The 12,055-nt window shown below is 68.2% G+C and carries 14 protein-coding genes; 9 read left to right on the top strand and 5 right to left on the bottom strand.

The annotated features are described in order from the left end of the window. Nucleotides 1–202 precede the first annotated feature (202 nt). The 3 genes from K2L43_RS01070 to lplT all read right to left on the bottom strand — a co-directional run bounded on the left by K2L43_RS01070 (nt 203) and on the right by lplT (nt 3,044). Nucleotides 203–688, bottom strand: a complete 486-nt coding sequence (locus K2L43_RS01070) for a glutathione peroxidase (protein WP_123675315.1) — start codon at nt 686–688, stop codon at nt 203–205. Continuing rightward, a complete protein-coding gene (locus K2L43_RS01075) occupies nt 685–1,626 on the bottom strand; it encodes a DMT family transporter (RefSeq protein WP_220638329.1) in 942 nt (313 codons plus the stop codon). The genes K2L43_RS01070 and K2L43_RS01075 overlap by 4 nt, the downstream gene beginning before the upstream one ends. 140 nt (nt 1,627–1,766) lie before the next feature. Beyond that, a complete protein-coding gene (gene lplT / locus K2L43_RS01080) occupies nt 1,767–3,044 on the bottom strand; it encodes a lysophospholipid transporter LplT (RefSeq protein WP_220638330.1) in 1,278 nt (425 codons plus the stop codon). 140 nt (nt 3,045–3,184) lie between these two features. Here lplT and alr point away from each other — a divergent pair, with 140 nt between their 5' ends. From alr to K2L43_RS01100, 4 genes are all read left to right on the top strand, one after another. Continuing rightward, entirely contained in the window at nt 3,185–4,282 is a 1,098-nt protein-coding gene (gene alr, locus K2L43_RS01085; RefSeq protein WP_220638331.1) for an alanine racemase, read from the top strand. An 8-nt stretch (nt 4,283–4,290) separates the two neighbouring features. Beyond that, the gene (locus K2L43_RS01090) at nt 4,291–5,124 is read left to right on the top strand and encodes a hypothetical protein (RefSeq protein ID WP_220638332.1); all 834 of its coding nucleotides are present in this window, start codon (nt 4,291–4,293) and stop codon (nt 5,122–5,124) included. Continuing rightward, a complete protein-coding gene (locus tag K2L43_RS01095) occupies nt 5,121–5,261 on the top strand; it encodes a hypothetical protein (protein WP_220638333.1) in 141 nt (46 codons plus the stop codon). Before K2L43_RS01090 ends, K2L43_RS01095 begins: the two co-directional genes overlap by 4 nt. Nucleotides 5,262–5,359: 98 nt before the next feature. Next, nucleotides 5,360–6,379 (top strand): cytochrome-c peroxidase, encoded by a 1,020-nt coding sequence (locus K2L43_RS01100; protein ID WP_304515501.1) that lies wholly within the window; start codon nt 5,360–5,362, stop codon nt 6,377–6,379. A 93-nt stretch (nt 6,380–6,472) separates the two neighbouring features. Here the strand turns inward: K2L43_RS01100 and K2L43_RS01105 are convergent, their stop codons facing one another. Both K2L43_RS01105 and K2L43_RS01110 read right to left on the bottom strand, forming a co-directional pair. Further along, entirely contained in the window at nt 6,473–7,087 is a 615-nt protein-coding gene (locus K2L43_RS01105; RefSeq protein WP_103736849.1) for a glutathione S-transferase family protein, read from the bottom strand. A 147-nt stretch (nt 7,088–7,234) separates the two neighbouring features. After that, the gene (locus K2L43_RS01110) at nt 7,235–7,441 is read right to left on the bottom strand and encodes a hypothetical protein (RefSeq protein ID WP_220638334.1); all 207 of its coding nucleotides are present in this window, start codon (nt 7,439–7,441) and stop codon (nt 7,235–7,237) included. Between the two features lie 110 nt (nt 7,442–7,551). Between K2L43_RS01110 and radA the strand changes: the two genes are divergently transcribed. From radA to K2L43_RS01135, 5 genes are all read left to right on the top strand, one after another. Next, nucleotides 7,552–8,934: a DNA repair protein RadA gene (gene radA / locus K2L43_RS01115; protein WP_011803649.1), complete on the top strand. Its 1,383-nt coding sequence runs from the start codon at nt 7,552–7,554 to the stop codon at nt 8,932–8,934. A gap of 69 nt (nt 8,935–9,003) precedes the next feature. After that, nucleotides 9,004–9,444 carry a glycerate kinase gene (locus K2L43_RS01120; RefSeq protein WP_088887885.1) on the top strand — a complete coding sequence of 147 codons (441 nt, stop codon included), beginning with the start codon at nt 9,004–9,006 and terminating at the stop codon, nt 9,442–9,444. Nucleotides 9,445–9,490: 46 nt separating this feature from the next. Further along, nucleotides 9,491–10,429 (top strand): branched-chain amino acid transaminase, encoded by a 939-nt coding sequence (locus K2L43_RS01125; protein WP_047350207.1) that lies wholly within the window; start codon nt 9,491–9,493, stop codon nt 10,427–10,429. A gap of 4 nt (nt 10,430–10,433) precedes the next feature. Further along, the gene (locus K2L43_RS01130; protein ID WP_088887884.1) at nt 10,434–10,640 is read left to right on the top strand and encodes a zinc-finger domain-containing protein; all 207 of its coding nucleotides are present in this window, start codon (nt 10,434–10,436) and stop codon (nt 10,638–10,640) included. Between the two features lie 102 nt (nt 10,641–10,742). Beyond that, complete coding sequence (locus tag K2L43_RS01135) at nt 10,743–12,050, top strand: O-antigen ligase (RefSeq protein ID WP_220638335.1); 1,308 nt, start codon at nt 10,743–10,745, stop codon at nt 12,048–12,050. Nucleotides 12,051–12,055 lie beyond the last annotated feature (5 nt).

Genomic DNA, 12,055 nt, shown 5'->3' on the forward strand with positions numbered 1-12,055 from the left:
GTCCAGCGCCGGGCCTGCACGCGCTGCAAACCTGCCCCACGGCGTACCCACGCAGCATGGCACGGTGAGAGCCGCGGGTCGTGGCCCGCTTGCTGCCTTGGCTGGTCTTGGCAGGCCCGGAGGCCGGTATCGGGGCTGTACTTGCCGCGGCCTTTGTGGAGCGCGCATGTCGCGCCGGACCGCTTGTGAAAACCGCTTGGCTTCAGGCCGTCAGCGCTGCCTCGATGTCGACCGTGAGCTTCTCGGGAGCCTCCTGCGGCGCGTAGCGGCGGATCACCTGGCCGTCCCGACCGACCAGGAACTTGGTGAAGTTCCACTTGATCGCCTTGGTGCCCAGCACGCCGGGCGCTTCGGCGGTGAGCCAGCGGTACAGCGGGTGCGCGTCGCTGCCGTTGACGTCGATCTTGGACATCATGGGAAACTGCACGCCATAGTTGCGCTGGCAAAAGCCCGCGATGGCGTCGTTGCTGCCCGGGTCCTGGTGGCCGAACTGGTTGCACGGAAAGCCGAGCACTACCAGCCCGCGCGGCCCGTAGCGTTCATGCAGCGCCTGCAAGCCGGTGAACTGCGGCGTGAAGCCGCAGGCGCTGGCGGTGTTGACGATGAGCAGCACCTGACCGCGGAAGTCGCTCAGTGGCTGGGGTGCGCCGTCGATGCGTGTCGCGTCGAAGTCATACGCAGTGGTCATGGGGCCTCCGGTCGTGTGTCCGTCACCTTATCACTGGGGGCATGGGGTGTGCCTGCTGCATGCACCCGCGGCCGCCAGACCGACCAGCCGGCCGCCAGCAGGATCAGCGCGCCGCCGGCGAGGGTCCCGCCCGTCAGCTGTGCCGCGCCCAGCAGCGTCGAGGAGCCGCTGGCGAACACCACCTCCGACAGCATGATGATCGCCGTCGTTCCCGCCGCCAGGCGCGCGGCGCCAAATTGCAGCGCCCAGTTGCCGGCCAGCAGCACGACCGCCAGAAGCGCCGCAACCCAGGCCCAGGTGGCGTTCAGTGGTGGAAAGGGCGGCACCACGCCCAGGGATCGGCCCAGCTGGGCCGCCAGCAGCGCCATGAGCATGCAGCCGCCGAACATGGCGACCATGCGCGCCTGGCCCGGGACGGCGTGCAGGCGGCGCAGGGTGACGTTGGTCACGGCAAACGTGAAGCCGCCGAGGATCGCGAGCAGATCGGCCAGCGTCAGGGCGGCGAGCAGGCGCGGCAGGCCGCCCTCGGCGGGCCACAGCACCAGCAGCACGCCGCTGAAGGCCAGCAGCAGCCGCGCCAGCGCCTGCGGCGTGGGCCGCTCGCCCAGGAAGCGCCAGGCCAGCAGCACGCTCCAGGCTGGCATCAGATAGAACAGCAGGATCACGCGGACCACGTCGCCAATGGTGATGGCCCAGTTGAAGGCCACGTTGTTCAGGCCCGAGCACAGCGCCAGCAACCACAGGGCCTTGTGCTGCCGCAGCTGCGCGGAAATGCCCGGCCGCAGCGCCAGCAGCACAAGGAGGATGGCCCCATACATGAGCGCCGTGGCCCACAGCGGGTGCAGTCCCGCGCCGTGCATCTGCCGGAACGGCCACCAGGACAGTCCCCAGATGAAGGCGTTGAACAGCAAGGCCAGGGCGGGAAGCGGAGATTGCATGCAAAAAGTGGCCGTAGCGCTTATCTGGCAAGCGCAAGCAGCTATCAAAAACAGAGTGGTGAAGGCGCGAAGACGCCCAGCCTTTGCGGCGCATTGTGCCGGCGCGATGGCGGGCGCGCGGGGTAGCCCCACGCGCCGGTTCAGTGGTGGTCGTGCCGGGCGATGGAGAGCAGGTGCTCCACTTCCTCGGGATGGCTGCGCACGTTGTGCGCGTGCCAGCGGCCGATCAGCCACATCACGCCCGCCACCAGCATGCCGAAGGCCGTGATGGCACCGAAGGCCGACAGCCCGAACTTGGTGGACAGGCTGTAGAACGCCCCCATGCCCAGGATGGCGGCCTGCTCGTTGAAGTTCTGCACGGCAATGGAGCGGCCCGCGCCCATCAGGTTGTGGCCGCGGTGCTGCAGCAGCGCGTTCATGGGCACGACCAGGAAGCCCCCCAGCCCACCCAGCAGGATCAGGAACGGAATGGCCAGCCAGATGTTGCTGATGACATTCATCAGGATCATCAGCAGGCCCATGGCGATGCCCATCGGGATCACGCGCGTGGCCATGTCCAGGCGCATGTGCAGGGACGCCGCCACCGCGCCCGCGGCCGTGCCGATGGCCACCACGCCCACGAGGGCCGAGGCCTGCGTGGTGCTGTAGCCCAGGGCCGCGGCGCTCCAGGCCAGCACGATGTAGCGCAGGTTGCCCGACACCCCCCAGAACAGCGTGGTGGTGGACAGCGAGATCTGCCCGAGCTTGTCGCGCCACAGGCGCCCGTTGCAGGTCCAGAAGTCGGGCAGCAGCGCCAGCGGGTTGGGCGGCAGGGGGCGCATCTCCACGCCCGTGTGCGGGATGCGCAGGTTGAACCACGCCGCCAGCATGTACACCGGCACCAGCGCCAGGATGGCGGCTTCGGCCGCGAGGTCGATGCCCAGATCGATGCCCGGCATGTCCAGCGCCAGCAGATGGCTGGCGATGTGGGGTGCGACCAATTGGCCGCCCACAAGCACGCCCAGGATGATGGAGGCGATGGTCAGCCCCTCGATCCAGCCGTTGGCTTTCACGAGTTGGGATGCGGGCAGTAGCTCGGTGAGGATGCCGTACTTGGCCGGCGAATACGCCGCCGCGCCCAGGCCCACCACGGCGTAGGCCAGCAGCGGGTGGTGGCCGAACAGCATCATCAGGCAGCCCACCACCTTGATGGCATTGCTGATGAACATCACCCGCCCCTTGGGCATGGAGTCGGCGAATGCGCCCACCCACGGCGCCAGCACCACGTAGAACAGCGCGAACATGGGCACCAGCGCTGCGCGCTGCCACTCCGGCGCGCCGCTCGTACGCAGCAGTTCCACCGCGGTCACGAACAATGCGTTGTCGGCCAGCGAGCTGAAAAACTGCGCCGACATGATGGTGTAGAAACCGCGCTTCATCGGGTGGCTGGTGGCTCCATCAGCGGGAATGATGGCCTGTGAAAATTCGAAACACTCCGAGGAGCGACGGGCGGTTATATCACGCGACCCCGCGCGCCCAGTGCCAGAATGGCCCCCGTCCAGTCCGTAGAAACACCCCCATGCCGCGCCCCATTCTTGCGACCATCCACCCCGCAGCCGTGCACCACAACCTGGAGCGCGCGCGGCGTGCCGCGCCCGATGCGCGCGTGTGGGCGGTGGTCAAGGCCAACGCCTACGGCCACGGCATCGAGCGCGTGTTCGAAGGCCTGCGCGCCGCCGACGGTTTCGCTTTGCTGGACCTGGCCGAGGCCGAGCGCGTGCGCGCTCTCGGCTGGCGCGGCCCGGTCCTGCTGCTGGAGGGCGTGTTCGAGCCGCGCGACCTGGAGCTGTGTTCGCGCCTGGGCCTGTGGCATGCCGTGCACTGCGATGCGCAGATCGACTGGCTGGCCGCGCACAAGACGCAGGTGCCGCACCGCGTGTTCCTCAAGATGAACTCCGGCATGAACCGCCTGGGCTTCACGCCCGAGCGCTACCGCAGCGCCTGGGCGCGCCTGAACGCGCTGCCCCAGGTGGACGAGATCTCGTGCATGACCCACTTCAGCGACGCCGACGGCCCGCGCGGCATCGCGCACCAGGTGCAGGCGTTCCAGACCGCCACGCGGGACCTGCCGGGCGAGCGTTGCATCGCCAACAGCGCCGCGCTGCTGCGCCACGGCGGTGATGCGCAGGTGCGGCTGGACTGGGTGCGCGCGGGCATCGTGCTGTACGGCAGCGCGCCCGACCATCCCGAGCGCCGCGCGGCCGACTGGGACTTGCTGCCCACCATGACGCTGGCTTCGCGCATCATCGGCGTGCAGCAGCTGCAGGCGGGCGACACCGTGGGCTACGGCTCGCGCTTCACGGCGCAGGGGCCGCTGGGCATCGGCATCGTGGCCTGCGGCTATGCCGACGGCTATCCACGCCACTGCGATACCGGCACGCCCGTGCTGGTGAACGGGGTGCGTACGCGCACCATCGGGCGCGTGAGCATGGACATGCTGGCCGTGGACCTCACGCCCGTGCCCGGCGCGGGGCTGGGGGCCGAGGTCACGCTCTGGGGCCGCGCCGCCAACGGCGCCGTGCTGCCCATCGACGAGGTAGCGCAAGCGGGCGGCACCATCGGCTACGAGCTGATGTGCGCGCTGGCACCGCGCGTGCCCGTGGTGGTGCAGGACTGATTCCCTCCATGGTCCGGGTGCGCGGCCGCACGGGCGCCTCGTGGCGCGGCATGCGCCTGCCGCAGCGGCTGCAGGAGGGCCTGCGCCAGCGCCATGCCCTGCGGCTGCACGGCTGGTGCATCGGCAGTCTGATCCTGGGTGTGATGTGGGCGGTGTCCCATGCGCAGATGGCGCTGGGCGTGCCGTCGCTGGCGCTGCGCTACCTGGTCACGCTGGGCGTGGGATATGGGGTCTATCTGTTGGTGCTGCGCCTGTGGGCCGCATGGCTGCTGCGTCGGCGCAGCGATGCGGGCGATGCGCCCGACGGGCTGGACCTGCTGCCCGATGCGGGCTGGCCCGCCGGCCCGGGGCCGCAGGGCACCACGCCACCCTTGCACGGCGGTGGCGGCGACTTTGGCGGGGCGGGCGCGACTGGGCAGTGGGACGCGCCGGCCGCAGATGGCGCTGGCGGCACCGGATGGGGCGGTGATCTGGGCGACGCGGCCTCGGGAGCGCTGGAGGCCGCGGGAAGCGCCGACGAAGCCGCCGTGGTGGTCGTGCCGGTGGTGGCGATCTTCGTGGTGGGCGTGGCGCTGCTGGGGGGTGCGGGTGCGCTGGCGTGGCTGTACTTTGGCAGCGAGGTGCTGCTGGCCGTGGCCGTCGAACTGGCGTTCTCCGTGGCCTCGGCACGGGCGCTGATGGGCGCGGAGCGCGCGGGCTGGCTTGGCGCGGCCTGGCGCCTGACGGGCAAGCCCTTGCTTGGCGCCCTGCTGTGCGCGGTGGCCCTGGGCGCGGCGCTGGACCATTGGCTGCCGCAGGCGCGCTCGCTGCCACACGCGGTGCAACTGCTGCGGGGCCGTTGACCTTGCCTCTGGCGGGCCCTGCGGCCCATGCGGCATGCCTTGGTGATGGCGCTGGGCTGCTGAAAGACCATTTTGCTGAAAATGTTTTTGGCTTTGTTTTGCATCAAGCCATTGCCCAGGGTCTTCCCGAAGAATGACTCTTACAGCGAACACCTGCTGTGCGGCCCGCAGGGCGCCCCGGGTGCTCGGGCGTGCAGCGCTTTGAACGTTCGCTGAACAAGAAGTGGAGTCCCCTATGCAAAGCCAGTCCCCCTCCTCCCGTCCCGCCGCGCGGTTCTTCCTGGGCATCGTCTCGGCTGCGGCCCTGCTGTCCATGGGCAGCGCCGGCGCACAGGAGCCCGTGCAGCCCATCGCGCCCCACAAGGTGACCAACCCCGCCCAGGTCACGCTGGGCAAGAAGCTGTGGTTCGATCCGCGCCTGTCGCGCTCGGGCTTCATCTCGTGCAACTCGTGCCACAACCTGAGCATGGGGGGCTCGGACAACCTCAAGACCTCCATCGGCGACAAATGGCAGAAAGGCCCGATCAACTCGCCCACGGTGTTGAACTCCAGCCTCAACCTGGCCCAGTTCTGGGACGGCCGCGCGAAGGACCTGAAAGAGCAGGCGGGCGGTCCCATCGCCAACCCGGGCGAGATGGCCTTCTCGCATGACCTCGCGGTAGACATGCTGCGCTCCATTCCCCAGTACGTGGCGGAGTTCAAGCGGGTCTTCGGGCATGACAAGCTCACCATCGACGAGGTGACGGCCGCCATTGCCGCGTTCGAGGAAACGCTGGTGACTCCCAACGCGCGCTTCGACCAATGGCTCAAGGGCGACAAGAAGGCCATCACGGCGCAGGAACTGCGCGGCTACCAGCTCTTCAAGACCAGCGGCTGCGTGGCCTGCCACAACGGCCCCAACCTGGGCGGCAACTCCTTCCAGAAGATGGGCCTGGTCGAGGCATACAAGACGGACAACCCGGCCGAGGGCCGCTCCGCCGTCACGGGCAACGATGCCGAGCGCTTCAACTTCAAGGTGCCCACGCTGCGCAACGTGGAACTGACCTACCCCTACTTCCACGACGGCGCTGCCGACACGCTGGCCGAGGCCGTGGACACCATGGGCCGCATCCAGTTGGGCAAGAAGTTCACCGCGCAGGAGAACGCCGACATCGTGGCCTTCCTCAAGACGCTCACGGGCGATCAGCCGCGGATCTCCCTGCCGATCCTGCCGCCCTCCAGCGATGCGACCAAGCGCCCTCAGCCCTTCGACTGATGCGCCGTCACGGATGAAAGCCGGCCCGCTTGCGGGCCTTTACAGGCCGGGGCCTCGCAAGGGGCGCCGGCCTTTTTTGGGGGGGGCTGGGCGTCAGGCCAGGGCGCGCTGCACCGCGGGGCGCTGCGCCATGCGGTGGGAGTGCGCGTGCACCTTGGGAAACTGCGCGATGTCCACGCCGTCGCTCTTGAGCCAGCCCGCAACGGTGAAGAGGTAGCCGTCGGCCACCGAGTACTGCTCGCCCAGCACCCACGGGCCGTCGCCCAGGTTGTGGCGCTCGATCAGCGTGAAGCACTCCGTCATGTTGGCGGGCACCTTGCGCTGCATGGCGGCCTGGGCCTCGGGCTCGTCGGCCCAGCGGCTGGCGCGCGGGCGGTGGGCGTGGGCGATGTGCACGGTGGAGGCCAGGTAGCTGTGGAATTCCTGCATGCGCGCGAAGCCGAAGGGGTCGGCGGGCGCCAGGCGCGCATCCGCGAAGCGCTGCGCCACGTAGGCCAGCAGGGCGGGGGTCTCGGTGAGCGTTCCGTGCTCGGTCACCAGCGCGGGCACGCGGCCCTTGGGATTGACCGCGAGGTACTCGGGCGAGCGCTGCTGCTGGCTGGCGAAGTCCACGCGGACCAGGGTATAGGGTGCTTGCGCTTCCTCCAGCGCAATACGCACGGCCTGTGCGCAGGTACCGGGGGTGAAGTAGAGGGTGAGAGAGGTCATGGACGGCGGGCGTGATCGAGGATGGATGATCGTATCTATAAAAAGAGGAGCGGCTTGCGCTCAATCCCAGGTCATTTCGATGCAATAAGTACCTGAATGTGGCTTGTGGCAAGCGCTGACAGCTCCTTTTTTTGATGCGCCAGGAACTCAGGAGCCCACGCTGGCCGGCTGCGCGCCGGGCAGGGGCGCGGCGGGCGCCGAGGGCTTGGGCGCGGCGGGCGCCGAGGGCTTGGGCACGGCGGGGACCGAGGGCAGGTGCGGCGGATCGGCGGGCTTCTTGTCGCAAGCGGCCAGCGCCAGTGCGCAGGCGGTCAGCAGCGGCGCGGCCAGGGGGCGAAGTGTCGGCAGGGGCATGGCGGGGTCCTTCCTGAGTCGGTGTTCGCCCGGCGGGGCGGCACTGCCCGTTAGGATAGGACAGATCCCCCGCGCCGGCCCACCGCCGGCCTACGCTGCGTCCTGCCACCATGGCCAAAGAAAAAACCATCTTCTCCTGCACCGAATGCGGTGGCACCAGTCCGCGCTGGCTGGGCAAATGCCCCTCCTGCGGTGCGTGGAACACCCTGATCGAATCCGTGCCCGACGCTGGACCGGGCAAGAACCGCCTGAGCGGGGCCGGCCAGTACGCGGGCCTGGCCCAGGCGCAGGCGGTGATGCCGCTGGCCGCCATCGAGGCGACCGAGGTGGCGCGCACGGCGAGTGGCATCGAGGAACTGGACCGCGTGCTGGGCGGTGGCGTGGTCGAGGGCGGGGTGGTGCTCATCGGCGGCGACCCGGGCATCGGCAAGTCCACGCTGCTCTTGCAGGCGATGGACGCGCTGCAGCGCGCGGGCCTGCCCACGCTGTACGTGACGGGCGAGGAGAGCGGCGCCCAGGTGGCGTTGCGTTCGCGCCGGCTGGGGCTGGATGCGAGCCAGGTGAACGTGTTGGCCGAGATCCAACTCGAAAAAATCCTCGCCACCGTGGAGGCCACGCAGCCCGCGGTGTGCGTGATCGACTCCATCCAGACCGTCTATTCCGACCAGCTCACCAGCGCCCCGGGCTCGGTGGCCCAGGTGCGCGAGTGCGCGGCCCACCTCACGCGCATGGCCAAGGCCACAGGCATCGCCGTCATCCTGGTGGGCCACGTGACCAAGGAAGGCGCGCTGGCCGGCCCGCGCGTGCTGGAGCACATGGTGGACACGGTGCTGTACTTCGAGGGCGACACGCACAGCAGCTTCCGTCTGGTGCGCGCCATCAAGAACCGCTTTGGCGCCGTGAACGAGATCGGCGTGTTCGCCATGACCGAGAAGGGCCTCAAAGGTGTGGCGAACCCCAGTGCCATTTTCTTGAGCCAGCACAGCGAGCCGGTGCCCGGCAGCTGCGTGCTGGTCACGCTGGAGGGCACGCGGCCGATGCTGGTGGAGATCCAGGCGCTGGTGGACGGCGGGGGGCCCAGCCCGCGGCGCCTGTCGGTGGGGCTGGAGCGCGACCGCCTGGCCATGCTGCTGGCCGTGCTGCACCGCCACGCGGGCGTGGCCTGCGCCGACCAGGACGTATTCGTCAATGCCGTTGGGGGCGTGCGCATCAGCGAACCCGCGGCCGACCTGGCCGTGATGCTGGCCATCACCAGCAGCCTGCGCGGCAAGGCGTTGCCCAAGGGCTTCATCGCGTTTGGCGAGGTGGGCCTGGCTGGCGAGGTGCGCCCCGCGCCGCGTGGCCAGGAGCGCCTGAAGGAAGCCGCCAAACTGGGCTTCACGGTGGCCGTGGTGCCCAAAGCCAATGCGCCCAAGAAGCCGATCGCCGGGCTGGAGATCCACGCAGTGGAGCGCGTGGACGAGGCCATGACTGCCGTGCGCGGGCTGGACTGACGCGTCGTGTCCCTGGGGCTACGCAGCTTCCACAGCGGCGCTGGTGGTGCTGCGTAGGACAATGCGGCCATGAATCTGCGCAAGATATTGATCCCGGCGGGCATCGTCGTCCTGGTCATTGCCGCCTACCGCGCCTATGGCCCTCAGGGCATCCTCACCGTGAGCGGAGGGCTGGTCATGTGGGGGCTGCTGCATTACACGCGGCTCATGAACGTGATGCAGAAGGCCCGTAACCACCCGATCGGCTACGTGGGCAGCGCGGTAATGCTCAATGCCAAGCTGAAAGCCGGTGTGAACCTGCTGCACGTGGTCGCCATGACGCGCGCCCTGGGCCAGCAGCTGTCGGCGGACGGCCAGCAGCCCGAGCTCTACCGCTGGACCGACGGCACGCAGTCGCACGTGACCTGCGAGTTCGTCAACGGTCGCCTGGTGCGCTGGGAACTGGTGCGACCCGCCCCGCAGGAGGACGCCGGCCCCCCTGCCGCCGCCAACCCGGCGGACGAATCGTAGAATTGCCCGCTTTGCGACCCACGCAGTTCTCTCGAAAAGGATCTCCATGAGCCCCGTTGTTCCCTCCATGGCCGACCGTGACGGCAAGATCTGGATGGATGGCCAGATGGTGGATTGGCGCGACGCCAAGATCCACGTGCTGACCCATTCGCTGCACTACGGCTGCGGCGCCTTCGAAGGCGTGCGCGCCTACAAGACGGAGCAGGGCACGGCCATCTTCCGCCTGGAAGAGCACACCAACCGCCTGTTCAACAGCGCCAAGATCCTGCGCATGACGATCCCCTTCACCAAGGACGAGGTGAATGAGGCACAGAAGGCCGTGGTGCGCGAAAACCAGCTCGAATCCTGCTACCTGCGTCCGCTGACGTGGATCGGCTCGGAAAAACTGGGCGTCTCGCCCAAGGGCAACAAGATTCACCTGATCGTCGCCGCCTGGGCCTGGGGCGCGTACCTGGGCGAGGAAGGCATGCAACGCGGCATCCGCGTCAAGACCAGCAGCTTCACGCGCCACCACGTCAACATCACCATGACGCAGGCCAAGGCGTCGAGCAACTACACCAACTCCATCCTGGCCAACATGGAAGCCACCGATGATGGCTACGACGAAGCCCTGCTGCTGGACAGCGCCGGCTTCGTGTCCGAAGGCTCGGGCGAGAACGTGTTCATCATCAAGGACGGCGTGGTGTACACCCCCGACCTGTCGGCCGGCGCGCTCAACGGCATCACGCGCAACACCGTGTTCCACATCTGCAAGGACCTGGGGCTGGAGCTGGTGCAAAAGCGCATCACGCGCGACGAGGTGTACATCGCCGACGAGGCCTTCTTCAGCGGCACGGCCGCCGAGATCACCCCGATCCGCGAACTGGACCGCGTGCAGATCGGCAGCGGCAGCCGCGGCCCGCTGACCGAGAAGATCCAATCGGCCTTCTTCGACATCGTGAACGGCCGCAATCCCAAGTACGCCCACTGGCTCACCAAGGTCTGAACCCATGTCACAAGCCATCGTTGAACTGCTGGCCAAGGATCTCAACCTCCAGGGCGGGGTGTATTGCCCCAGCCCCAAGGCCGACATGAAGCTCTGGAACAGCCACCCCAAGGTCTACCTGGACGTGGCCCACACGGGCGAGGCCAAGTGCCCCTACTGCGGCACCGTGTACCGCCTGAAGGCGGGCGAGGTTGTCCACGCCGGGCATTGATGCGGCGTTCGCGCCACGCCTGTGTTGGCACCCCCGTCGCGTTGGCGGTGGTGCCTTGATCACTGCAGGGCTGATCCGCAGGCTCTGGGCTGCGTACTGTTCATGACCCTTGAAAACCTTCTGGGCCCAGGCCCCTGGCCTCGCCGGGTCGCCACGGCGGCCTTGTTCCTGCTGCCTGCGCTGGCGTTGACGGTGCAGTCAGGCTACTCCTATGGCGCCGTGCTGCTGCTGGTTGGTGCGCTGTGCTCTGCGCACCGATGGCCTCGTCTGCCGCAGGATCGCTGGACCTGGAGCTTTGCGGCCATCATGCTCGGCATGGGCATCCTCTGGTTGGTATTGGCCAATCCCCTGGAGGGACTGGGAGGATGGGACCGACCGTCCAAATTCGCTCTGGGTATTGCCTGCCTGTTGTTTGTGAGCCCTGTAGGGCCTCGGCCGCGCGCCCAGTTCTGGGGGTTGGTGGCAGGTTGTGCGGGCGCTGGCGCCGTCGCGCTGTGGCAGGTGTACGTGGAAGGGGCTCCGCGTGCCTCGGGTTTCCCGACAGGCAGGACCAATGCCATTCAGTGGGGCAATCTGGCACTCTTGCTGGGCACCATGCTTGCCGTCCAGACCATTGCGTTGCGCGAGCATCTCAACCGTCGGGATGTGGCACTAGCATGTATCGCCGTGCTGTTGGCATTCAACGCTTCTGTTCTCTCACAGTCGCGTGGCGGCTGGCTGGCGCTGTTGCTGGCGGCGCCGTGGGGGCTGTATCTGCTGTGGCGCTTTTTCTGCCGCGAACTGTGGCGCACCCTGGCGGGCGCTGCCATTGCGCTGCTGGTGCTGGGCGCAGCCAATCATGCGGTGCTGGCAGAGCGCTGGGACATCATGGAGCAGGAAGTGCTGATTTACGGCACCGAACGCGCGGCCGACACCTCCGTGGGTCAGCGGCTGGAGCATTGGCGCTTTGCTTGGGAGGTAGGCCTGGAGAAACCCATTCTCGGCTGGGGGATGCGCGGCTATCTGGCCGAAAAGGAAAAGCGGGTGGCGGCGGGGCAGTACGAGCCCTCCATCCTTGAGTACATCTACACCCACAACGAACCCCTGGATATGTTCATCAAGGCGGGCCTTGTGGGCGTGCTGTTGCTGCTGCTGTTCTATGCGGTGCCGCTGGGCATGTTCTGGCCCACCCGCGCGCGCATGGCCGCCTACGCGGGGCAAGCGGCCGAGGTGCGTGCGCAGGTGCTGGCGCTGCGCATGGCGGGCGTGTGCATTCCGTTGCTGTACGCGGGATTCGGAATGACGCAGGTCTTCTTTGCACACAACAGCGGGATCATGTTCTACCTGTTCATGGTGATGACCACCTGGTCGGCGGTGCGCGGCATGGACGCGCTGTACGCGGGCAAGGGATCCGCTGCGGCTGCGGCATAAGGCCA

This window comes from Diaphorobacter sp. MNS-0, from assembly GCF_019602835.1.
Taxonomy (GTDB): domain Bacteria; phylum Pseudomonadota; class Gammaproteobacteria; order Burkholderiales; family Burkholderiaceae_C; genus Diaphorobacter; species Diaphorobacter nitroreducens.